Below are 20,068 nucleotides of genomic sequence, written 5' to 3'. Positions count from 1 at the left end.
CCTCCAATAGGGGTGGGGTGGGTCAGGAACGGACGAGGCGAGCGATGGCCTCGTTGGCTTCACGGATCTTCTGCTCGGCTACGGGGCCGCCCTCGGCGCTGGCTTCCGCGACGCAGTGGGAGAGGTGGTCGCCGAGCAGCGACAGAGCCACCGTCTCGAGCGCCTTCGTCGCCGCCGACACCTGCGTGAGGATGTCGATGCAGTACTGGTCCTCATCCACCATCCGCGCGATCCCGCGCACCTGTCCTTCCGCGCGACGCAGCCGCTTCAGCAGGTCATCCTTGTTCGCCATGTAACCGTTCATCCGCATACCATACCCCCCCACGGTATAACCGCGCAAGCCGCTTTCAGTCAGCGGATTCATCGTCCCCTACATGGCTTATCATCTGCGTATGAGCGTAGTTAAGCAGCAATGCGGGTACCGGGCCGACAGTTCGTATGTGGAGCTTGCGGTGGAGGTTTTCGGGATGCTGGCGGACGCCACCCGGGTACGGATCATCCTTGCGCTGCAGGACGCACCGGAGCTGTCGGTGAACAGCATCGCGGAGGCGGTCGACAAATCGCCGGCCGGGGTGTCTCAGCATCTGGCCAAGCTGCGTCTCGCCCGGATCGTTGCGACCCGCCAGGAGGGCCAGAAGGTCTTCTACCGCCTGGAGAACGAGCATGCCTCCCGACTAGTCGCGGACGCCATCTTCCAGGCGGAGCACTCGCTGGGGGGCACTCCGCGCCACCACCACGCGGATCGGGTCAGCGAATGAACACCGGCCACGAGCACGACGACACCCACCGGCACGCGCACGCTGAACATGATCACGCCCACGGTGGTCACACTCACGGGCACGATGACCACTCTCACCCGAAGGGATTCAAGGGGTTCCTGTACGGATTGTTCGTGCCGCATTCACACGATGCCGCAGATTCGATCGACGATGCGATGGAAGCGAATAGCTCCGGCATCCGCGCGCTAAAGATCAGCCTCGTCATCCTGCTCGCGACCACCGTTCTCCAAGGTGTCGTGGTCGTCTTCAGCGGGTCCGTCGCGCTGCTGGCGGACACGATCCATAACTTCTCCGACGCGCTTACTGCCGTCCCCCTCTGGGTCGCGTTCGTGCTGGGCCGCCGCACCGCGTCACGCCGCTACACATACGGTCTGGGCCGTGCGGAGGACCTCGCGGGCCTGTTCATCGTGTTCGTCGTCGCGCTGTCCGCGATCGTCGCCGCCTGGCAATCCATCGACCGCATCATCCACCCGCAGCCGATCGGGAACATCGGATGGGTCATCGCTGCCGGGATCATCGGCTTCCTCGGCAACGAGATCGTCGCCGTGTACCGGATCCGCGTCGGGCAGCGCATCGGCTCCGCAGCTCTGGTCGCAGACGGCATCCACGCACGCACCGACGGGTTCACCTCACTGGCCGTCGTTGCCGGCGGGGTTGGTGTCCTCCTCGGATTCCCTCTCGCCGATCCCATCGTCGGACTGATCATCTCTGCCGCGATCTTCATCCTCCTCATCGGCACCGTTCGCAGCGTCGGCCGCCGCCTGCTCGACGGCGTCGAACCCGAACTCGTCGACAAAGTCGCGCACGCGCTCGACCACGTCGAAGGTATCGAGCACGTCGATCGGATCCGCCTCCGCTGGAACGGGCATCGTCTGGAGGGCGACGCGGTTCTCACCGTTAATTCGAGGGCATCCCGACAGCAGCTTGACGAGGTCAGCGCCCAGGCAGCTCGCAGTGTTCGCGAACATCTGCCGAACGTAGATGAGTTCCTCGTGAGTACCCACGCGAGGCCGTCCGGTCGAGAAACCGCCACGCGCGTCGAGTAGTTGGATGCATCATTCGCAGTCTCAGTATGAGCAGCCAAACCAAGCTGTCCGCGAGAACATGCGGGTACTTGTGTACTCCAAGGCCGGCTGTGTGCAGTGCACGGCGACGCTCCGGGCGCTCGATGCCGCCGGCATCGCATACCGGGTGGTCGACCTCGCCGGTGATCCGGTGGCGTTGGAACACGTTAAAGAGTCGGGCTTCCTACAGGCGCCGGTAGTCGAGGGCGCCGGCGATCCGTGGTCGGGTTTCCGTCCTGACCGGATCGACGAGCTGGTCAAGTCGAGGGCGGTGTGAGCGATGAGCACGACAGTGAGCTTCGCGACGATCCAGACGACGTTCCCCAGCGGCGACGAGAACCACTACCGGTTGTCGCAGAAGGTCGGGGAACGCGACCAACAGCTGCACGACTACGGCCGACACGGATACCGGCTCGCAAACACGGTAACGGTCCCCGGAACCGAGTTCGTGACGGTCATCGACACGCTCACGAGGGAGGACGACTGATGCTGCACGAACACTCCCCCGCACCCGTTCTGCTCACCCCCGACGAGGCGGCAGCCATCCTCGGCCGCGACTTCGCAGAGCTGCGCCGGTGGCGTGGCCAGAACATCGGGCCCACGTTCCACGACCTCGGGCGCGGACTCATCCGCTACACCCACGAATCGGTGATCGAGGAGGCAGCTACGGCGTCCGCTCGATGAGAGACGGGTCACGGAGGTCGACCGTGCGGGAGTTGTTCACCCGCCGGTCGACCTCGTATGTGCGCACCGTGGAAGCGATCGCAGAGAGGCCTGATCGGGGTCGGCCAACAGCGATGAAGTGCGGCCGCTGCGTCACCGAGAGATGCCGCGCAGCGCTTCCTCGAGCTGCCTCTGAGTGGGCGCGCCGGCATAGCCGTTCGCCGTCGCGTAGACCCGGCACGCCAATGAACCGATCGGTGTGGTCGGGAACAGGTCTACTCCGTCAACCAGGATCGTGGGCGAGCCCCCGAATCGAGTGACCACAGCCTCGGCATCGGAATGAATCGTTACCGACTCGACGAGCACATCCGCGAGTCCTACCGCGTCCAATGCGCCACGTGTGCGTGCTTCGGCGTCCGCGCTGTTCGGACAGTCATCGATGTGCAGCAGCTGAACCTTCATCAGATCAGCCCTCTCGTTCGTTCTCGGTCGTCGGAGGCTCCGCTTGTGGGCTCGCCCTGACCATGATCAGGCAGAGGAGGGCGACGCCGGCGACGACGAGAATGTCGGCGATGTTCCCGACGAAAAGGTCGCCGTAGGCAATGAAGTCAGTGACGTGCCCTTGCCCGAATGATGGAGGGTTCACGAGCCGGTCGACGAGGTTGCCGACCGCGCCGCCGAGGATCAGGCCCAGTGCGATGCCCCAACGGACCCCACGCAGTCGCACGGCGAATCCGATCGTTACGGCGGCGGCGAGGACGCCGATGATGGTGAACACCCAGGTGGTTCCGGAGCCGAGAGAGAACGCGGCTCCGGGGTTGTACACGAGCGTCAGAGACAACAGGTCACCGACGAGCGGGACACGGTCGCGTGGCGGCAGCTGGGCTGCCGCCAGGGCTTTCGTGCCCTGGTCGAGAATCAGCCCGAGCCCCGCGACAGCAAGGGCGATGCTGAGCGCGCGGGGAGGCCGCTTGGTGGTCTTCCGTCCGGGCAACGGCTCGTCGCTCGTCCCGGTGGGTTCCTCGGCGTGCAGCCCAGTGTCTGGGGCAGTCATGCGACCGCCGTCCGTGTGCGTGCGGCGCGGAGTCCGTTGAGAATCACGATGACCTCCGCGATCTCGTGGACCAGGACGACGGCGGCGAGCCCGAGGACGCCGAACAGCGCGAGCGGGAGCAGGGCGGTGATGATCAGCAGGGACAGGACGATGTTCTGGTCGATGATGCGGCGGCCGCGGCGAGCGTGGTCGAACGCGCGCGGGATAAGTCGCAGATCGTGGCCGGTGAAGGCGACGTCCGCGGACTCGATCGCCGCGTCGGAGCCGGTCGCTCCCATCGCGATGCCGATATCGGCGGCAGCGAGTGCGGGGGCGTCATTGATGCCGTCCCCGATCATCGCGACCGACCCGGCGTGGGACAGCTCACCGATTGCGGCGGCCTTGTCCTCAGGGCGGAGCTCGGCGCGCACGTCGTCGATCCCGGCCTGCGCGGCGAGGGCGTGCGCGGTGCGGGCGTTGTCGCCGGTGAGCATGGTCACCCCGATGCCCTGATCGGCGAGGGTGCGCACCACCTCCGGGACCTCGGGGCGCAGCTCGTCGCGAACCCCGATCGCAGCGACCGGCGTCCCATCACGGTGGACGATGACGACGGTCATACCCTGCTCCTCCAGACCCGTGACCTGGCTTCCTAGCGCGCCAGCATCAAGCCAGCGAGGGCTGCCGACGGTGATCTTCGACCCGTCGACGGTGCCCTCGATGCCATGCCCCGCCTGCTCGGTCACGTCGATCGCGGCCCGGACCCCCGGCGCGGCTGCGGTGATCGCCGCGGCCAAAGGGTGCGTGCTGTGCTGCTCCAGCGCCGCCGCCCAATCCAGCGCCTGCCGCTCAGTCGCGGCATCTGCGGTGAGGACCGCGGTGACGGCGGGCTGGTTGCGGGTGAGGGTGCCGGTCTTGTCGACAGCGACGTGGCGGACCGTGCCGAAGCGTTCGAAGACCGCCCCGGACTTGATGATCACACCGAACTTGCTGGCCGCGCCGATCGCGGCGACCACAGTGAGCGGCACCGAGATCGCCAGCGCGCAGGGCGAGGCCGCCACCAGCACGACGAGGGCGCGGGTGATCCACAGCTCCGGGTCACCGAACAGGGAACCGATCAGTGCGACCAGAGCGGCGAGGATCAGTACGCCCGGGACCAGCGGGCGGGCGATCCGGTCCGCGAGACGCGCACGCTCGCCCTTCTCCGCCTGGGCCTGCTCGACCAGCTTCACGATCGTGGTGAGCGAGTTGTCTGTCCCGGCCGCGGTTGTCTCGACCTCCAGCGCCCCGGCAGTGTTGATCGCACCAGCGGACACAGGATCCCCGGGCTCGACCTCGACGGGGATCGACTCGCCGGTGATCGCAGAGGTATCCAGACTAGAGCGCCCCGAGCGGACGATGCCGTCGGTCGCGATCCGCTCCCCGGGGCGCACGAGCATGATCTGACCGACGGTGAGGTCCTTCGCCGCGATCTCGACTGACGCCCCATCACGACGAACGGTCGCTGTGTCGGGGACGAGCTTCAACAAGGCCCGCAAGCCGCCGCGGGCGCGATCCATCGCCTTATCCTCCAAGGCTTCGGCGATCGAGTAGAGGAACGCCAGTGCGGCGGCTTCCTCGACGTAGCCGAGAATGACCGCGCCGGTCGCGCTGATCGTCATCAGCAGGCCGATGCCGAGCTTGCCCTTAAACAGCTTGCGGACCGCGCCTGGGGTGAAAGTCGACGCGCCCAGCAGCAGGCCGATCCAGAACAGCACCAGCGCAGGGATCTCCGCACCGGACCACTCGCAGATCAGCCCAGCAACGAACGCGACGCCGGAGAAGACGGGGACCATAATCCCGCGGTCCGTCCACCACGGCCCGTCATGATCGTCGTCGTCGTCATCGACGTCGGTGGTGTCCACCTGGGACCGCATCACCCCACTCATGCGTTCGCCACCGCCCCACAGCAGCCCGGCACAGTGCACGACGAGTCCACGCACGGCGCGTTCTCGTCCACCGCCAGCGTCACATCCACAAGGGAAGTCAGAGCCGCCGCGAGGTGGGGGTCTGCGATCTCGTAGCGGGTCTGCCTGCCCTCAGGCTCGGCCACAACGATCCCGCAATCACGCAAGCAAGTCAGATGGTTCGAGACGTTGGAACGAGTCAGCTCCAACTCGCGAGACAACACAGCGGGGTAGCTCGGCCCGCCCAGCAGAGTCATTAAGATCCGGGAGCGCGTCGGGTCCGCCATCGCCCGGCCAAGCCGGTTCATGACGTCGAGGCGCGAAGCAATAGTCAGCATGCACTGATCATACAGTGTGCGCTGACCATTCTTAACAAGTCCTGGAACTGCCGTGTTTCACCCGTTGATCAATGCTCAGAGCTTTTGTGATCGCGAAGCGCTCGGACATGCCCCCGAGGGTAGTCGCGTCGTGTCGCTGCTTACCGGCTGACATTCTCCGGCTGGGCCAGGGCGCGGCGCACGGACGCGGAGCTGACATCGAGGGTTTTGGCGATCGTCTCCCACGTCGCTGGCGGGGTCTGAGCACGCATCTGGCGCGCAACTTCGACGCGCTCAGCGCTCATCACCGTGGGGCGGCCGCCGACGCGGCCTTGGGCGCGTGCGTACTCCAGGCCGAGCCGGGTGTTCTCCCGGATCGTGTCGACGCGCAGCTGCGCGAACACCGCGACGATCCCGAACAGGGCGCGGCCCATCGGGGTCGTGGTGTCGATCACCGGTTCGGTGAGGCTCTTGATGTCGACGCCCTTATCCTCCAGCTCGTGCAGCGTCTCGATCAGGATGCGCTCGGTCCCGCCGAGCCGATCGAGGCGACGCACCAACAGCACATCGCCAGCGCGGAGGTAGTCCATGCACGCGACCCACTGCGGGCGATCCTTTACTCGGCTGGAGTCGCCGTGATCGACGAACATGCGCTCTGCTCCGGCGGTGCGCAGCTCGGCCTCCTGGGCCTTCGGGTTCTGCTCACGCTTGGACACTCGGGCATATCCGACGACGGTCATAGGTCCCTCCCCTGTTCCGCTTCTCGGCCGGGCGTCGTCGGCCGGCGCGAGCGGCCCGTCGACCTCGACGGTGCGGAGCGTCCCGGCGGCAGGCTGCCGCTCAGGCTGGAGAACGCGCGTAGCTGCTCCATCCGCTCCGGGGTGAGCCGGCCCCCCGCGGCGGGCTGCACGATGCGGTCGAAGATCCCGCGCAGATCGGTGAAGTCCTGTCGTTCCATCGCGCTACGTGACGCCTGGTCATTCTCGACCCCGGTCACTCGGCTCCAGTCGAGGTCGAATCCGGCGCCGGCGGCGATCTGCGTCCAGAAGATCCGTTGCGTGCGCCCGTTGCCCTCCCGGAACGGGTGCAGGTAGTTCACCTGGTCGTAGTGATGCGCCAGGCGATCCACGAACCGGTCACGATCCAGGCCGTGCAACTGATGCTCATCCGCGAGCTCCGCGAACGCGAACCCGGCGCCGGACTCCAGCCGAGACACCGGCATGAAGAACTCCGCGCCCGGGTCAGTGCCCTTGCGGATGTCGACGGTGCGCAGCTGGCCGGCCCAGTCGTAGACGTCTTGGAAGAGCTGCCGGTGGATTGCCTGGAGCTGTCGGAGATCTCCGGTGACCTTCACCGGGCGAGTGATCATCTCGGCCCGCCGCCACTCGGTCAGTTCCGCTTCGGCGCGATCCAGCGTGGCGCGGTCGGTCAGGCCGAGCCGGCTGCGGAGGATGCCCGATGCGGGCTCGAGGTACGGGTCGACGAAATCAGGCAAGGCCCCAGCGGGCCCGTGTGCGGCGTCCCAGCTCGTCGACGTCGAACTCCCCCGCTGCGTAGGCGGCCGCGTCGGCGCGGTACTCGGCGCCGGCGGCAAGGCCTTCCATCGCGGAGCTGTGAGCGGCGTCGGCCACGACGCGCTCGCGCAGCTCGCGCTCGGCCGCGGAAATGGTGCTGACGGTCTTGACGCTCATGGTGGCCTCCCTCGTTGCTTCCAGTCTACCCGACTTGCTCAAAAACCCATAGTGGAGGTTTTGCACAGAATGGGGTTTTGACAGGGGTTTTGAGCACCGGAGCTTCCCCGACATTTCGCGGTGCGTGTGGAGTTGATCGCTCGGTGGCGGTGTTCTGCGATCGCTTCGAGGCGTTAGTTGCCGATAACGAGGATGCTGGCTGCGGCCTCGATGACGTCGTCGGTGATGGTTTCGAGTCCGTTGATCTTCAGCACTCGAGCGATCTGGGGGAAGAGGCGTTCGAGGAGGCGGAAATTGCCGCGGGTGATGCGTTCGATCGCGGCTATGGCTTGCGCGTCGGTGAAGTCTTCGGGGTCGAGTTGTTGGCCTAAGCGTTTTCAGTGGCGGTCGAGGACGAAGAGAAGTTCTTCTCGCCCGAGGGTTCGGTAGTGGTGGGAGAAGCCGAGTCGGCTGTATAGCTGTGGGTAGTGGCGGAACCGTTGGTCGATGCCGGGCATGCCGATGAGGATCATGGAGAGGTGATCGCGGTCGTGTCGGTCGCGGAGCAACTCGAGCGCAGTCGGTGTGAGTCGTTCGGCTTCGTCGATGATGAGCAGGTCGACGAGGTGAGACATGCCGATCGCCGTGGTGGTCGGTTCGGTCTCTCGTGAGCGGAGGTGTTCGTCGGCGCAGATCTCGACTTTTGCCTGCCAGCGGTCGATGTCGTGCATGAGGTCTTTGGGTCTGCAGAGGACCTCGGGTGTGTAGAAGACGGTGCGAGATCGGTTCGCGAGGGCGTAGTACTTGGCGTCGTGCTCGCCGCGAGGTCCCCACGCGTTGATGTAAGACTCCAGCGCATCCCAGTTCGCGTAGCGGCGGGCGGAGTTGGTCTTGCCGACTCCGGCGTCGCCGTGGCAGATGCCGATGGTTTTCTCTTTGCGGACGGCGTTCGCGAACTCGGTGAAGCGTCGGTGCTCCTTGGTAACGATGAAGGCCTGGTTCATCACTCGTCCTCTTCATAGGTGCGTAGCCGGCGCCGATGCGGAGGTGCGGCGACGGCGCGCGGCTCCTCGCGGGTGACGGCGGTGGGGATGCGGTCGTTGATGGTGTGCCGGAGTTCTCGGCGACGGGCTCGGCGAGCGGTTTCGATGTCGCGGAGGCTGAGTCGGAGGTTGGGGTGGGCTTCATCGACGGCGACGCAGACAAAAGTGTCGCGGTCGTATACGCGGATCTCGGAGATGTCGCGCGGGTCGTAGCGGATCATGATCGTGTGCCCGACAAACGGAGCAAGTGTCGGGGCGAGGTAGCGCTGGCCCTGGAAGTGAATGCCGTCGCGCTGCACGACCCGGTTCTTGGGGACGGTGAGCAGGAGACCATCGAGTTGTTCCAGGCTGTCGGGCATTCGCGGAAGCCACCCATCCGCGACCCACGCGTCCCGAGGCGATACTCCGAGCTCGCGGTGTGGGCGCGCGTTGTACGTCGTGATGAACGCGCCTATGGCCTGGTCGAGGGCCGCCAGGTCGAGAGTGGGGTGAGGATTCCTGTCGCCGGGCCTGAGGTGTCCGGGGAGGGTAGCGAGGAGTTCGGTGTTGATGGTGCGAAAGAAGCGTTCGATCTTGCCGCGGCCTTGTGGCCGGCCCACGGTGGAGTGGATGATCCGGATGCGCAGCTCGATGGCGGTGCGTTCGAGATGGTGGCTGGTGAAGTCGGAGCCATGGTCGACGTGGATTACGTCGGGGATGCCACACATCGCCCACGTTGGGTCGGTCTTGCGCCAGATCGCCTGCCGGAGCGCGAGGGCCGTGTTCATCGCGGAAGGGGCGCCGGTGAAGACGGTGTATCCGCAGATCGCGCGTGAGTGGTCGTCGATCACGATCGTGAGCCAGGGTCGATCGGTCTTGCCGTCGACGCCGGTGATGAGGATGTCGAGTTCGGTGTGATCGGCCTGCCACATTTCATTGGGTCGGTCGGCTCGGCGGCGGTACACCAGCTCGTGCCGGTCGCGATACGCGGCGGGTCCATCCAGCGCGAGCGTCACGAGCGCCGGATCGAGGGACTGCACGATGCCTCTGACGGTGGAGTAGCTGGGCACCGCCAGGCCGTGCCGCTCCGCTTCGGTGCTGACAAGGCGATGCAGCGTCGCGAGTGCCGGCCTCGGCCTGGTCAACGCGAGGCGCTCGATGAACGCAACCAACTCACCCGCCGTGCGACGAGTCCCCGCGTCGGCTCTCGGATGGGGATCGAGCGCAGTGATGCCGTGGTCTCGATAAAGCTGATTCCAGCGTTGCAGCGTGCGCAGGCCAATCCCGGTTTCTCTGGCGAGAGCGGTGAGGGGTATCTGGTCTTCGACGTGAAGTCGAAGAATCCGCCACCGCTCTCCGCCGCTCATCACATCGCTACATGGTGACGCTCTCGCGGCTGGCGAGGGCTTGCTGGTGGCGGTAGAGCGTGGCGCGACTCCACCCGACGAGTCGAGCTGCGTCCTCGGCGGTGCGACCTTTCGCTCGGGCATCGGCTGCAATCGCGAGCTTGTCGGCAATGACCGCCGGGTCGGACAGTGGTCGACCGAAGCGGGTGCCGTTCTGCCTGGCTGCGGCGATGCCGGCATTCACGCGCTCGACAATCAGTTCCCGCTCGTACTCGGCCAGCGTGGCGAGCATGTTCAGCATCAACCGGCCGGTCGACGTCGCCGGATCTATCCCATCCGAGATAGAACGCACATGGATGCCCCGCTCGCGCAGCAGGTTTACGGTGTTCAACACGTCGATGAGGGAGCGGCCGAGGCGGTCCACGCGCCAGACGACGACGGTGTCACCGGCCTCTGCGTGCTCGAGCAGCTTCTTCATCCCGCGGCGCTCGATCGCGGTCTTGCTCCCGGAGGTGACATCGGCGAACACGTCGCGCTTCTGAACCCCAGCGGCGACGAGGGCGTCGAGCTGCAGCTGCGCATCCTGAGTCGCTGTGCTCACGCGGGTGTATCCAAGAAGTCTCACTCAGCCATTGTGGCTCACAAACCCCTCCACGTCGCCACGCTGAGACACTTTCCGGTGAGACGCGTTGCTGAGACAGCAGCTGACCCGGGATCACACGGAGCATCGATCACGCAGCTGGGATCCGGCCGATGTCTCAGAAAGCTGTACTTAACTGAGACCCTCGTGCGTGATGCGGGTACGCGGGTGGGAGCCTTCGGCCGCCGCACAAGTCGCGATACATGCCCTGGCGCCTAAGCTGGAGAATCACTTCGGGGAGGGGGCGCATGGACCGCACTCCGGGCACCGAGAGGGGTTCACTTCTCTACGTCGAGGACGACGCAGAGATCGCCGCTCTTACCGTGGAGATGCTGTCCGACGCGTATACCGTCGATCTCGCGACGGACGGGGAGTCGGGTGTTCGAAAGGCGCTCGGCCGTCCATACGACGTGATGGTGGTGGATCGTCGACTGCCGGGGATGGACGGCGTGGAATTCATCCGGTCAGTCCGTGCTGCCCGGATCACAACTCCGATTCTCATGCTGACCGCGCTCGGAACAATCGACGATCGAGTATCCGGGTTGGATGGCGGCGCCAATGACTACTTGGTGAAGCCGTTCGACTATGGCGAGTTGCTCGCGCGGCTACGTGCCCTGCGCCGCGCATTCCGCGCAGACGGCGAACGGCGTGGCATCGGGGACTGGGTTTTCACCCCGGAGTCGCAGGCGCTCTACGACCCGTCCGGCTTCCGGATCTCGCTCACGGCGACTGAATCTGCTCTGCTCGCACTCCTCACCAGCAGTCCCGACCACGTGTTCAGTCGTGAAGAGATCGTCCGCGCGGTCTTTCCTGATGGCGAGACAACGAGCTCAGTCGACACCTACGTGCACTACGTGCGGCGTAAGTCCACTCCCGACATGATCGAGACCGTTCGTTCCCGCGGATACCGGGCCGGGAGTCCGTCATGAGCAACGACTTCCTCTATGTTCGCCGCGCGTCCCGCGCCGTGGGCCTGTACGTAGGAGTCGCGTCGGCACTCATCATCGCCGCAGGTGTGGGCCTCCTCGTTCTGGTGATCCTGCTCACCTCTCGCCGGGAGGGGGCAGAACACGGCCCGGGGGTAGGCGGTGATCATTCTGGCGACGACTTCGTCGTCGACATCGATAAGGTATTGCCGGCTGTGATCCTCCTCGGGGTCGTCGGTGTGCTGCTCTTAGCGGTCGTCGCGTGGCTCGCAGCGCGGCGATCTGTGCAACCTCTCAGTGATGCCCTCCGCCTTCAGCAAGATTTCGTTGCAGACGCCAGCCATGAGCTGCGCACCCCACTCACCACCCTGACCAGCCGAATACAGGTCCTGCAGCGTCGACATGCGCGAGGTGAGCCGATCGAGGACAACCTCGCGGCTTTGCGTCGGGATGCGACCATGATGAACGACGTGCTCAACGACCTCTTGATATCGGCAGAGCAGAACACACCCGCCGCAGCAGGTCCGGCGCTCGTGTCTGTCGCCGCGGAGGCTGCCGCCGCATCCCTGCAGGCGCTTGCCGATCAGGCATCCGTGACCCTGATCGTCGATGCCGACCAGGATGTGGCGGTGCGGGTGCCGCCGGTCACGCTGATGAGGGCGATAGTCGCTCTCGTCGACAACGCCGTCCAACACTCCCCCGAGGATGGAATCGTTCGCATCACCGTCAGAAGCGCGGAGTCGTTCGCGCTCATCCGGGTCGCCGACGAAGGTGGCGGCATTTCCGGGATCGCAGTCGACCGGGTGTTCGACCGTTTCGCCCGCTCGGCGGACAGCGGCCGCAGGCGTGGGTTCGGGCTCGGCCTTTCCCTCGTGCGCGACATCGCCGTCAGGGCGGGCGGGTCCATCGAGGTGGAAGCAACTTCCGATAGAGGGACGACCTTCTTGGTGCGATTGCCTGCGGCCTGATCACACGGCAACCGTGTCAACGCACGTTCTCCCGAGCCAACGTGAGGTTCGCCCGTCCGCCGCGATGATGAGGCCTGTGCGAGTCTCTGCGCGGGAAATCCACGACCGGTCCGCGTAGCCGGCGACCACCGCCGCCGTCGCCCAGAGATCCGCCTGGGCGAGACCATCGGCTACAACGGTTGCGCTTGCTACCGTGACTGCGGGATTGCCTGTTCGCGGGTCGACGATGTGCCGACCGCGTTCCGCGACTCCTGAGGTGGCGACAGCCCCGTTCTCAATAGTGATGGTCGCCGCTACCTCACCCGGGTGGCACGGGTCCGCGATCGCGACATTCCAGCGCCAGTCGGTGTCGGGGGCGGTGAACAATTGCATGTCGCCGCCCGCGTTGATGCCAACAGCGATGTCCTGCGGGACCAACGACGCGAGATGTGTGCGCGCAACTATTTCCACCGCCCACCCTTTGACTAGGCCGGTCGGGTCGAACCAGCCCTGCCAGTCGGCCGAGAACAACCCATTCGTCTCGCGCTCGGCCTCACAGCACAGCTCGGCGACTCGCGAAACCCTGGGGTCCGCGTCCTTGATGGTCAGCTCGCCCCTGCGGATCCGATTGATATCGGAGTCGTCCCGATAGGTGGAGAAGACACGGTCGATGTCGCGGAGCTCGCTGAAGCACGCGTCCACGGCACGCCGGGTGCCGGTGGCCGGTTGCGGGCCGCGGGAGCGGACGTGGACGCTGATCGGTATCCCCATGATCTCTTCGACCCACACGTGGCGGGGAGGGATGATGGCGCGCATCAGCTCTGCGCCTGGTCGAGCGCGCTTTGCAGAGAGGTCACGTAGCCGCGACTGGTGTAAGTCGCACCTGACACCATGTCGATCTGCGCGCTCTGCGCTCGCACCGTTTCGCTGACAAGCTGCGGGATCGCGTTCTGATTTATCTGACGGTCACGACCGTTGCCGTCCGGGTAGTCCACCACCTGCACATCACTAATCTGACCCCCCGCGACGGTGACCTGCACCTGCACGGGCCCGTATCGCGTGCCCGTTGAATCGCCCGTGTACGTGCCATCAGCGAGCGACGACGCGGCCGTCGGAGACGGGCTCGGGGGTGAGGAAGCACTGCCGTTGAGATTGGCATCGCCCCCGGTAGTTCCACCGCTGGCGGTGGTCCCGGTAGTCGTGGATCCGCTGACGGCGGGTTCAGTCGCGGTCGGTGGGATGGCGTCCAGAGATGTCCGGTAGCTGAAGAGCAGCACCAGCCCGGTGAGCGTGGTGAGGAGCGCGTAGATGATCTTCTTCATGGGGTCCTCCGTGTCAGATCGTGAACGCTTCGGAGTGGATGCGTTCGGGCGCGAGCCCGGCGTGCCGGAGGTCGCGTTCAAGGTCGGCCATCCAGGGAATGGGCCCGCAGAGGTACGCGTCGTACGACGTGATGTCGGGGGCCAGGTGCCGGATGAGGTCCGGTCCCTGCCATGCAGAGTGGGTTGCGGGCATCCAGGGTGAGCTGCCTGTGGAGCGCGGCCCGGGCAACGGGACGTGTCGAAGCCCGCGGTGAGCGACCAGGTCTCTGATAACGGACTGCCGGAGACCGTCGGCCGGATCCGAGTCCCGAGTGATGAGAGTCGCGTCGCCGGGCTGGAACGTTTCCGCCTCCAGGAGAGAGACGAGTGGGGCGACACCGGCTCCCGCACCGAACAACAGCAGCTTCGATCCGGTCCGCAACGCACCGGTCATATGACCGTAGGGTCCTTCGATGAGGACACGCGTTCCGGGGTGCAGTGTGGCCAGTCGGTGGGTGCCATCCCCCGCGAACCGCGCCGAAATCGACAGCCGGTCCCCGGTCGGCGCGCTGGAGAGTGAGAACGGGTGACCGCGTGTCCACCCGGGGCCGTCGAGGAAGCGCCAGATGAAGAACTGCCCGGCACGCGCACCCAGCCGGTTCATCGCCCGGCCGGACATGCGTACGGTCACTCCGCGTGCACCGTCAAGGTCGACACCGCTGACACGGATCCCGTGCCGCCACGATCGAAACAGCGGTACGCCGACCCGATACACCAGGACAGATGCTGCAGCTGCCGCCCACAGCGCCCACCAGTACGCGGTCGCCACCGGCGTGGAGAGAAAGTCTGCCCCCGTCCACAGCTGGTGCGGAAGTGCCAGGCCGACACCGAGGTACGCGTACAGGTGGAGCAGGTGCCAGGACTCGTAGCGGAGGCGGCGGCGGGCGCGTCGAATCGAGGTCACCACCACCATGAGGATCGCCAGCGTGCCTGCCGTTGCCAGCAACATCCCCGGGTAGTTCCACACGAAGTCCCACAACTGGGCGAGGGGATTCACATTCGCGGCAACCGAGTACCCGGCCACAAGCAGCACGATGTGTGCGGCGAGGAGCCAGAACGACCAAAAGCCGACGAACCGGTGCATCCGCGTGATCGCCTCACGTCCGAAACCGCGCTCAAAAATGGGGACCCGCGCCATCAGTAGCACCTGGTACAGCAGCAGGTTTGCAGAAACCAGGCCGGCCAGCCGGCCCAGCGTCGTCAATGTCTCTCCGCTAACGGCGAAGACACTCGTTACACCACCGCCCGCGACCCACAACGCCACGACGAACAGACTCGTCAACCAGATGACAGTGGTCGCGCCCATCCGCCACAGCACGGGCCGTGTTGCGTGCGACGCGACGCGAGGCGTCGAGCGGGTGGGTCTAGTGGCAAGGCTGGTCATATCTGAATCGTCCGACCCGGCCGCTGAGACAGCTCTAAGAATGGTCCGCCCACAGCAACTTCATAGGACTCGCCTTTGATTTCCGAGGAAGCGCCAGTGCCTCGAGCGGGCCCAGCCCACCCGTGCATGACCGGTGCTGCACCAGAAAGCGGTGCGACAACGATCGCCATGACTGTGCGCCTGGTTCGCGCGGGACCTTCGCCCCTAGCGGCGGCCACATCCGCAGGGTGAACTGAGGTCAACAGCGTCTGCGGCGATTCTGTCAGCCGTGACCTAACACGCAAGACCCGTCGTTCGTGCGGCGAACAAGCGCCATCGCCGGCAACCACCGTTCGGGGAAACCTCAACTACCCAAACCGAAAGTCTTGGCCATCGGAGCCTGACCCGGTTTCCCGGACACCTGAGTTGAGGCGATGATCGTCTCGGAAGGAGTCCGTGAGATGCCTGCAGCCCACCCGCCGGAGTTCCGGCGTCGAGCCCTGGATCTGGTTGCCCAGGGAAACCCTGTCGGCCAGACCGCCCGTGATCTCGGGATCAGCGAGTCCTGTCTTCGCAACTGGATGAATCGTGACGCGGTCGACAGCGGCCGCAAGCCCGGGCTGACGACCGACGAGCACAAGGAACTCGTGGAGCTGCGCCGCCGGCTGCGAGTCCTGGAGATGGAGAACGAGATCCTCAAGCGCGCCAGCGCCTACTTCGCGAGGGAGAACGTGCTCCCAAAATAGGGTTCCGGCTGGTCCAGGAGCTCGCCGCGGACGGTGTCCCCGTCGCGGTGGCCTGCCGGTTCCTCGGGGTCTCGACCTCGGGATACTACGACTGGCGAGATCGATCACCGTCGGCCCGAGCCCTGGCGGATGCGGAGCTGACGACAACGATCAGGCGGATCCACGCCGACTCGCGAGCAACCTATGGCGCCCCGCGGGTGCTGGCTGAGCTGCGGCTCGGGCTCGGCGTTCACGTCGCACGCAAACGCGTCGCACGGTTGATGCGGCTGGACGGGCTGGTCGGGGTCTCCCACCGGCGAAAACGGCGCGGTTGGAAGCCGGACACCGCGACACACGAGGATCTCGTGAAGCGGCAGTTCCGCGCCGACGCCCCGAACCGGCTCTGGTTCTGCGACATCACGCAACACCGAGCCAGGGACGGATGGGTCTACTGCGCCGCCGTGATCGACGCCTACTCCAGGCGGATCGTGGGGTGGTCGATCTCGGACCGGATCACCGCGGAGATCGTCGTCGACGCGCTCGAGATGGCCAGGTGGCGTCGCCGCCCGGAACCCGGGACCGTGGTCCACGCCGACCGCGGAGCGCAATACACCAGCTGGCTCTTCGGACACCGGCTCCGCCAAGCCGGCCTGCTCGGATCGATGGGCAGAGTCGCCTCCAGCGTCGACAACGCGCTCATCGAGAGCTTCTGGTCGACCATGCAACGCGAGCTCCTCGATCGCACGAGCTGGGACTCCCGGGCGCAGCTCGCGTCGGCCATGTTCGAGTGGATCGAGGGCTTCTACAACCCCCGCCGCCGGCACACCAGCCTCGACAACCTCAGCCCCGCCGACTACGAAGCACTTCACACCGCCGCAGAAATCGCGGCATGATCAACACACAAGAACCGTCCGGGAAACCGGGTCAGGCTCCATCTGCGGGGAAAGGAGGTCTCCGGACGTTGGTAGATCCGGCCGCCATTCCCACCAAAGCGCAGGCTACCCTCCGTGGTGGCTCGAGGGTTCGCGGGTTAGCGTTACCCGCGAGGACAGCGAACCGTCGCCCACCCTCCCTAGGAGCAAAATGTTTGACACGTTCTTCGGCCTCCCGCTGCATCCCCTCGTCGTACACGCCACGGAAGTCATCGTCCCGCTGGCAGCCGTGCTCGTCATTCTCACCGCTGCGTGGCCGCGTTTTCGCCGATGGGCCGGCTATCTCACGCTGGGTATCTGCCTCCTCGCACTTGCCCTCGTGCCGCTATCCACCCAATCCGGTGAAAAGTTGGAAGCGCGCGTCGGGGAGAACGCGCTGATCGAAACTCACGCCGAACTGGCCGACGGTCTCTTGCCCTGGGTCGGTGGTCTCGTGCTCATCGCCGCGGCACTCCTCTGGTGGAACATCCGTGAAAAGCGTGCCCAGGCCGCCGCGGTTCGTGCGCCAGATTCCGCAGTCGCGCCGCGACCGGAGGTGAAGGGAAGAATGCGATGGATCCCCGCGACCCTCCTGGTGCTCGCCCTTGTGGTATCCGGCGGCACGACAGTGCAAGCCATCCTGATCGGCCACAGCGGCGCGACAGCCGTGTGGTCAGGGGACATGGAAAACTGATGACACACGCACCGACAGAGTCCGCAGTCCCGCGCGATGAGCCGCACTCGGGAAGCCTGGCCGGCCGGCTGAACTGGCTGCGCGCCGGGGTGCTCGGCGCGAACGACGGAATCGTTTCCGTTGCCGCCATCGTGGTCGGTGTTGCCGGCGCAGGTTCCTCCACCGCCGCGATAGTCGCCGCCGGGTCTGCCGCTCTCGTCGGCGGTGCGATCTCGATGGCGCTAGGCGAGTACGTCTCCGTGAGTAGCCAAAGCGACAGCCAACGTGCCCTGATCGAGAAGGAAAGGACCGAACTGCGGGACGATCCCGAAGGCGAACTCGCCGAACTCTCTGCGCTCTACGAGGCCCGAGGGCTGTCGCCACACACCGCGCAGCAAGTCGCCCTCGAGCTCACGGCCAAGGACGCCCTCAAAGCGCACCTGTCGATGGAACTCAACATCGATGAGGCTGACGTCGTCAGCCCCTGGCACGCAGCGGGCGCTTCGGCCCTAGCCTTCCTCATCGGAGGAATACTTCCTCTACTCGCCATCCTGCTGACCCCCGACACCATCCGCGTGCCGGTGACCTTCGTCGTCGTACTCATCGCCCTCGCCGGGACCGGTGCGATCGGTGCCCTCCTCGGCGGCAGCCGCCCACTGACGGCAACCCTCAGGGTCGTCGCCGGCGGGGCCTTGGCCCTGATCGCCACCTTCGCCGTCGGCACCCTCCTCGGCACAACCGGCCTCATCTAAGCCGCATCGCGGAAGCCCCACATATCGCCACCACCGGGATGTACTGCCTTCAATCAGTCACCATCGCTCCACCTCGGCACTCGACAAAGGAAGAACAACCATGGATACAACAGACATCGGCCCGCGCCCGCACGCCTTCGACATCGAGGCGGCGACCCAAGCGAACGAGAACTACCGCACTGTCGCCTGGACCGGGAAATATCTGCAAGTCACGCTGATGACCATCCCGGTTGGCGAGTCCGTCGGCCTGGAATGCCACCCGGATACGGACCAGTTCCTGCGCGTGGACGCCGGTCAAGGCCAAGCCGTCATGGGCAGCGCCAAGGACCAACTCGACTTCGAACAGGCCGTCTCAGATGGGTGGGCAATTCAAGTACCTGCCGGAACGTGGCACGACGTCCGCAATACGGGCAATCAACCGCTACGCCTGTACACCGTATACGCACCGGTGCACCACGCCGCCGGAACCGTCCAGGTAACGAGCACCGACGCGGAAAACGATGAGTCCATCGGTACTGACCACGCGCCGAGCTGGACCGTACAACCCGAAGCAAGCCAGCCCGATCGTCACGCGTAGGACCCAGCATTGCCATACGAAGTCGGCAGAGCCTCAGTGCTGATTCCGAACAGCCCACCGGCCCGGGAGCGACACGTTGCCCACGCAAACTGCCGACACGGATCGACCAAATTCACAACTGAGCCAGCCGCTTTGCCTGTGCCGGAAACGATCGTTTCCGGCCCGCCATCAACGAGGGGCGTACTGTGGCAGACGTCAGCCTGGACCCCGCTGACGGCGGTGAGTCTGGCGAAAGCGGTCGGGCCCATCCGTCGTTTCCCTCCTCGCTGCACGCTTGCCTCCACGCTCGTGGTGAGGAACGGCTCTACTCCGTAGGGCAGCGGCGTTCTGCCGGTTCGCTGTAGGAAGGCACGGGACGTGCTTCAGCGTCTGCCGATGTCGTCGCTGCGCCGTTGCGTTCGATGTCTTGGATGAGCCACTCCATTTCAAAGATCTCGCGTCGCTGCGCTTCGCTGATTTCGACAGCGAGTTCACACACCCGTACGTCTTGGATCTGGGCGCGCTCGGAGCGGGTGATGGCGAGTGAGTGGTGCGGGATCATGGAGTTCATGAATCCTGTGTCGTTCACCAGGATTTGGCTGCGGTCGAGGAACACGCCACCGCCGATGAGCAGCAAGCCGGCCGCGATGATGGCGATATTGGCTTTGGTGTTCTTGTACATGTTCAGCATCCAGCCGAGCATGATGAGGACCATGGTGCCACCCATGGTGAGAGCCATGAATACGCGGCTTTCGCTGAAGCGGATGTGGCTCCATTGCCAGGAGCCGACGAACATCACCCAGTACATGATGACCATCGCTGTGAAGATCATCGCGCCGAATCGGATGTACATGTTCATCGGCTTGTGAGACTTCTGCTGGCCCTGATTGGTGCCTGCGTTGCTGTTTGAAGGCATGGGAAAGAAACCCCTTCCGTTCGTAGTTTTCCCGTGGGTGAGGGGTGTGATCAGAGGGTGCTGAGTAGCTCAGCGCAGGCATTCTCGCAGCGGCGGCAGGCTTCGGCGCAGATGCGGCAGTGGTCGTGCATGTCAGCGTGTTGTTCGCATTCGTCCGCGCAGCTAGCACACGCAGTGCGGCAGGCTTCCAGGGCGGCCCGGGTCAGATTGGCGTCGTAGCCGGTGTGCCGAGAAAGAACTCGGCCTGTTGCTTCGCAGAGGTCTGCGCAGTCCAGATTGGTGCGGATGCACTTGGTGAGGTCGGCGACCATGTCTTCACTGAGACATGCGTCGGCGCACGCGGTGCACGCTTGGGCGCACTCAAGGCAGGCTTCGATGCACGCGACGAGCTTGTCGCGGTCGATGTTTCCGAGGTCGCGCGGATATTTGTTCAGCATTTCTTGAATAACCATGGTGGTCGT

The 20,068-nt window shown here is 65.4% G+C and carries 27 protein-coding genes and 1 pseudogene; 12 read left to right on the top strand and 16 right to left on the bottom strand.

Annotated elements, in window-relative coordinates; all coding sequences use genetic code 11:
* Positions 1–22: 22 nt before the first annotated feature.
* A complete protein-coding gene (locus ABTU82_RS15600) occupies positions 23–304 on the bottom strand; it encodes a metal-sensitive transcriptional regulator (RefSeq protein WP_407174135.1) in 282 nt (93 codons plus the stop codon).
* Positions 305–392: 88 nt separating this feature from the next.
* Here ABTU82_RS15600 and ABTU82_RS15595 point away from each other — a divergent pair, with 88 nt between their 5' ends.
* The 5 genes from ABTU82_RS15595 (at position 393) to ABTU82_RS15575 (ending at position 2,527) form a co-directional block, all read left to right on the top strand.
* Positions 393–758 carry an ArsR/SmtB family transcription factor gene (locus tag ABTU82_RS15595; RefSeq protein ID WP_407174133.1) on the top strand — a complete coding sequence of 122 codons (366 nt, stop codon included), beginning with the start codon at positions 393–395 and terminating at the stop codon, positions 756–758.
* Positions 759–892: 134 nt separating this feature from the next.
* Positions 893–1,825, top strand: coding sequence for a cation diffusion facilitator family transporter (locus ABTU82_RS15590; RefSeq protein WP_407174131.1), 933 nt, complete (start codon positions 893–895; stop codon positions 1,823–1,825).
* 58 nt (positions 1,826–1,883) lie between these two features.
* Complete coding sequence (gene nrdH, locus ABTU82_RS15585) at positions 1,884–2,120, top strand: glutaredoxin-like protein NrdH (RefSeq protein ID WP_407174179.1); 237 nt, start codon at positions 1,884–1,886, stop codon at positions 2,118–2,120.
* A 3-nt stretch (positions 2,121–2,123) separates the two neighbouring features.
* On the top strand, positions 2,124–2,330 hold the full coding sequence (locus tag ABTU82_RS15580) for a hypothetical protein (protein ID WP_407174129.1): 207 nt from the start codon (positions 2,124–2,126) through the stop codon (positions 2,328–2,330).
* Complete coding sequence (locus tag ABTU82_RS15575) at positions 2,330–2,527, top strand: hypothetical protein (RefSeq protein WP_407174127.1); 198 nt, start codon at positions 2,330–2,332, stop codon at positions 2,525–2,527. Before ABTU82_RS15580 ends, ABTU82_RS15575 begins: the two co-directional genes overlap by 1 nt.
* Positions 2,528–2,659: 132 nt before the next feature.
* On the opposite strand, the gene ABTU82_RS15570 is transcribed toward ABTU82_RS15575, so the two are convergent.
* The 10 genes and pseudogenes from ABTU82_RS15570 to ABTU82_RS15525 form a co-directional block, all read right to left on the bottom strand.
* Positions 2,660–2,968 carry a hypothetical protein gene (locus tag ABTU82_RS15570; protein ID WP_407174125.1) on the bottom strand — a complete coding sequence of 103 codons (309 nt, stop codon included), beginning with the start codon at positions 2,966–2,968 and terminating at the stop codon, positions 2,660–2,662.
* A 4-nt stretch (positions 2,969–2,972) separates the two neighbouring features.
* Positions 2,973–3,560, bottom strand: coding sequence for a signal peptidase II (gene lspA, locus ABTU82_RS15565; RefSeq protein ID WP_407174123.1), 588 nt, complete (start codon positions 3,558–3,560; stop codon positions 2,973–2,975).
* A complete protein-coding gene (locus tag ABTU82_RS15560; protein ID WP_407174177.1) occupies positions 3,557–5,452 on the bottom strand; it encodes a heavy metal translocating P-type ATPase in 1,896 nt (631 codons plus the stop codon). Before ABTU82_RS15560 ends, lspA begins: the two co-directional genes overlap by 4 nt.
* Positions 5,453–5,460: 8 nt before the next feature.
* Entirely contained in the window at positions 5,461–5,820 is a 360-nt protein-coding gene (gene cmtR, locus ABTU82_RS15555) for a Cd(II)/Pb(II)-sensing metalloregulatory transcriptional regulator CmtR (protein WP_407174121.1), read from the bottom strand.
* 140 nt (positions 5,821–5,960) lie between these two features.
* On the bottom strand, positions 5,961–6,539 hold the full coding sequence (locus tag ABTU82_RS15550) for a recombinase family protein (protein WP_407174119.1): 579 nt from the start codon (positions 6,537–6,539) through the stop codon (positions 5,961–5,963).
* Positions 6,536–7,294 carry a Fic/DOC family protein gene (locus tag ABTU82_RS15545; RefSeq protein WP_407174117.1) on the bottom strand — a complete coding sequence of 253 codons (759 nt, stop codon included), beginning with the start codon at positions 7,292–7,294 and terminating at the stop codon, positions 6,536–6,538. Before ABTU82_RS15545 ends, ABTU82_RS15550 begins: the two co-directional genes overlap by 4 nt.
* Positions 7,287–7,490 (bottom strand): antitoxin VbhA family protein, encoded by a 204-nt coding sequence (locus ABTU82_RS15540; protein ID WP_407174115.1) that lies wholly within the window; start codon positions 7,488–7,490, stop codon positions 7,287–7,289. The genes ABTU82_RS15545 and ABTU82_RS15540 overlap by 8 nt, the downstream gene beginning before the upstream one ends.
* Before the next feature lie 173 nt (positions 7,491–7,663).
* Positions 7,664–8,473, bottom strand: a pseudogene (locus ABTU82_RS15535) (AAA family ATPase).
* Positions 8,473–9,981, bottom strand: a complete 1,509-nt coding sequence (locus ABTU82_RS15530) for a transposase (RefSeq protein ID WP_479724363.1) — start codon at positions 9,979–9,981, stop codon at positions 8,473–8,475. The pseudogene ABTU82_RS15535 and the gene ABTU82_RS15530 overlap by 1 nt, the downstream one beginning before the upstream one ends.
* Positions 9,866–10,462 (bottom strand): recombinase family protein, encoded by a 597-nt coding sequence (locus ABTU82_RS15525; protein ID WP_292687476.1) that lies wholly within the window; start codon positions 10,460–10,462, stop codon positions 9,866–9,868. Before ABTU82_RS15525 ends, ABTU82_RS15530 begins: the two co-directional genes overlap by 116 nt.
* Positions 10,463–10,725: 263 nt before the next feature.
* Here ABTU82_RS15525 and ABTU82_RS15520 point away from each other — a divergent pair, with 263 nt between their 5' ends.
* Both ABTU82_RS15520 and ABTU82_RS15515 read left to right on the top strand, forming a co-directional pair.
* On the top strand, positions 10,726–11,406 hold the full coding sequence (locus tag ABTU82_RS15520) for a response regulator transcription factor (protein WP_292903264.1): 681 nt from the start codon (positions 10,726–10,728) through the stop codon (positions 11,404–11,406).
* On the top strand, positions 11,403–12,371 hold the full coding sequence (locus ABTU82_RS15515) for a sensor histidine kinase (RefSeq protein WP_128217842.1): 969 nt from the start codon (positions 11,403–11,405) through the stop codon (positions 12,369–12,371). The genes ABTU82_RS15520 and ABTU82_RS15515 overlap by 4 nt, the downstream gene beginning before the upstream one ends.
* Here ABTU82_RS15515 and ABTU82_RS15510 read toward each other — a convergent pair whose 3' ends face one another.
* The 3 genes from ABTU82_RS15510 to ABTU82_RS15500 are packed head-to-tail and all read right to left on the bottom strand — an operon-like array spanning position 12,372 to position 15,095.
* Positions 12,372–13,166, bottom strand: coding sequence for an FAD:protein FMN transferase (locus ABTU82_RS15510; RefSeq protein WP_128217841.1), 795 nt, complete (start codon positions 13,164–13,166; stop codon positions 12,372–12,374). It abuts the gene before it with no gap.
* Positions 13,166–13,672 (bottom strand): FMN-binding protein, encoded by a 507-nt coding sequence (locus ABTU82_RS15505; RefSeq protein WP_128217840.1) that lies wholly within the window; start codon positions 13,670–13,672, stop codon positions 13,166–13,168. The genes ABTU82_RS15510 and ABTU82_RS15505 overlap by 1 nt, the downstream gene beginning before the upstream one ends.
* 13 nt (positions 13,673–13,685) lie before the next feature.
* Positions 13,686–15,095, bottom strand: a complete 1,410-nt coding sequence (locus ABTU82_RS15500) for a ferredoxin reductase family protein (RefSeq protein ID WP_359921008.1) — start codon at positions 15,093–15,095, stop codon at positions 13,686–13,688.
* 440 nt (positions 15,096–15,535) lie between these two features.
* Between ABTU82_RS15500 and ABTU82_RS15495 the strand changes: the two genes are divergently transcribed.
* The 5 genes from ABTU82_RS15495 (at position 15,536) to ABTU82_RS15475 (ending at position 18,712) form a co-directional block, all read left to right on the top strand.
* A complete protein-coding gene (locus ABTU82_RS15495; RefSeq protein ID WP_407174110.1) occupies positions 15,536–15,820 on the top strand; it encodes a transposase in 285 nt (94 codons plus the stop codon).
* Entirely contained in the window at positions 15,817–16,692 is an 876-nt protein-coding gene (locus tag ABTU82_RS15490; RefSeq protein ID WP_407174173.1) for an IS3 family transposase, read from the top strand. Before ABTU82_RS15495 ends, ABTU82_RS15490 begins: the two co-directional genes overlap by 4 nt.
* Before the next feature lie 190 nt (positions 16,693–16,882).
* Positions 16,883–17,404, top strand: a complete 522-nt coding sequence (locus tag ABTU82_RS15485) for a DUF2231 domain-containing protein (RefSeq protein WP_128217839.1) — start codon at positions 16,883–16,885, stop codon at positions 17,402–17,404.
* Positions 17,404–18,135, top strand: coding sequence for a VIT1/CCC1 transporter family protein (locus tag ABTU82_RS15480; protein ID WP_128217838.1), 732 nt, complete (start codon positions 17,404–17,406; stop codon positions 18,133–18,135). Before ABTU82_RS15485 ends, ABTU82_RS15480 begins: the two co-directional genes overlap by 1 nt.
* Positions 18,136–18,235: 100 nt before the next feature.
* Positions 18,236–18,712 (top strand): cupin domain-containing protein, encoded by a 477-nt coding sequence (locus tag ABTU82_RS15475; RefSeq protein WP_128217837.1) that lies wholly within the window; start codon positions 18,236–18,238, stop codon positions 18,710–18,712.
* A 304-nt stretch (positions 18,713–19,016) separates the two neighbouring features.
* On the opposite strand, the gene ABTU82_RS15470 is transcribed toward ABTU82_RS15475, so the two are convergent.
* The gene (locus tag ABTU82_RS15470; protein ID WP_407174107.1) at positions 19,017–19,607 is read right to left on the bottom strand and encodes a DUF305 domain-containing protein; all 591 of its coding nucleotides are present in this window, start codon (positions 19,605–19,607) and stop codon (positions 19,017–19,019) included.
* 50 nt (positions 19,608–19,657) lie between these two features.
* On the bottom strand, positions 19,658–20,059 hold the full coding sequence (locus ABTU82_RS15465) for a four-helix bundle copper-binding protein (protein ID WP_407174105.1): 402 nt from the start codon (positions 20,057–20,059) through the stop codon (positions 19,658–19,660).
* Between the last annotated feature and the right edge of the window lie 9 nt (positions 20,060–20,068).

Source organism: Microbacterium deferens (genome assembly GCF_045517775.1).
In the GTDB taxonomy this organism is placed as follows: Bacteria; Actinomycetota; Actinomycetes; order Actinomycetales; family Microbacteriaceae; genus Microbacterium.
This window is presented reverse-complemented; position numbering and strand designations above follow the sequence as displayed.

Bases quoted from the DNA above. Each gene is read 5' to 3' on its own strand.
- ABTU82_RS15575 (WP_407174127.1), top strand. From the start codon at position 2,330: ATGCTGCACGAACACTCCCCCGCACCCGTTCTGCTCACCCCCGACGAG.
- lspA (WP_407174123.1), bottom strand. From the start codon at position 3,560: ATGACTGCCCCAGACACTGGGCTGCACGCCGAGGAACCCACCGGGACG.
- ABTU82_RS15500 (WP_359921008.1), bottom strand. From the start codon at position 15,095: ATGACCAGCCTTGCCACTAGACCCACCCGCTCGACGCCTCGCGTCGCG.
- ABTU82_RS15570 (WP_407174125.1), bottom strand. From the start codon at position 2,968: ATGAAGGTTCAGCTGCTGCACATCGATGACTGTCCGAACAGCGCGGAC.
- ABTU82_RS15595 (WP_407174133.1), top strand. From the start codon at position 393: ATGAGCGTAGTTAAGCAGCAATGCGGGTACCGGGCCGACAGTTCGTAT.
- ABTU82_RS15520 (WP_292903264.1), top strand. From the start codon at position 10,726: ATGGACCGCACTCCGGGCACCGAGAGGGGTTCACTTCTCTACGTCGAG.
- ABTU82_RS15495 (WP_407174110.1), top strand. From the start codon at position 15,536: ATGCCTGCAGCCCACCCGCCGGAGTTCCGGCGTCGAGCCCTGGATCTG.
- ABTU82_RS15485 (WP_128217839.1), top strand. From the start codon at position 16,883: ATGTTTGACACGTTCTTCGGCCTCCCGCTGCATCCCCTCGTCGTACAC.
- ABTU82_RS15550 (WP_407174119.1), bottom strand. From the start codon at position 6,539: ATGACCGTCGTCGGATATGCCCGAGTGTCCAAGCGTGAGCAGAACCCG.
- ABTU82_RS15560 (WP_407174177.1), bottom strand. From the start codon at position 5,452: ATGCGGTCCCAGGTGGACACCACCGACGTCGATGACGACGACGACGAT.
- ABTU82_RS15470 (WP_407174107.1), bottom strand. From the start codon at position 19,607: ATGCCTTCAAACAGCAACGCAGGCACCAATCAGGGCCAGCAGAAGTCT.
- ABTU82_RS15510 (WP_128217841.1), bottom strand. From the start codon at position 13,166: ATGCGCGCCATCATCCCTCCCCGCCACGTGTGGGTCGAAGAGATCATG.
- ABTU82_RS15530 (WP_479724363.1), bottom strand. From the start codon at position 9,981: ATGCCCGAGCGAAAGGTCGCACCGCCGAGGACGCAGCTCGACTCGTCG.
- cmtR (WP_407174121.1), bottom strand. From the start codon at position 5,820: ATGCTGACTATTGCTTCGCGCCTCGACGTCATGAACCGGCTTGGCCGG.
- ABTU82_RS15505 (WP_128217840.1), bottom strand. From the start codon at position 13,672: ATGAAGAAGATCATCTACGCGCTCCTCACCACGCTCACCGGGCTGGTG.
- ABTU82_RS15515 (WP_128217842.1), top strand. From the start codon at position 11,403: ATGAGCAACGACTTCCTCTATGTTCGCCGCGCGTCCCGCGCCGTGGGC.
- ABTU82_RS15580 (WP_407174129.1), top strand. From the start codon at position 2,124: ATGAGCACGACAGTGAGCTTCGCGACGATCCAGACGACGTTCCCCAGC.
- ABTU82_RS15600 (WP_407174135.1), bottom strand. From the start codon at position 304: ATGAACGGTTACATGGCGAACAAGGATGACCTGCTGAAGCGGCTGCGT.
- ABTU82_RS15540 (WP_407174115.1), bottom strand. From the start codon at position 7,490: ATGAGCGTCAAGACCGTCAGCACCATTTCCGCGGCCGAGCGCGAGCTG.
- nrdH (WP_407174179.1), top strand. From the start codon at position 1,884: ATGCGGGTACTTGTGTACTCCAAGGCCGGCTGTGTGCAGTGCACGGCG.
- ABTU82_RS15480 (WP_128217838.1), top strand. From the start codon at position 17,404: ATGACACACGCACCGACAGAGTCCGCAGTCCCGCGCGATGAGCCGCAC.
- ABTU82_RS15465 (WP_407174105.1), bottom strand. From the start codon at position 20,059: ATGGTTATTCAAGAAATGCTGAACAAATATCCGCGCGACCTCGGAAAC.
- ABTU82_RS15475 (WP_128217837.1), top strand. From the start codon at position 18,236: ATGGATACAACAGACATCGGCCCGCGCCCGCACGCCTTCGACATCGAG.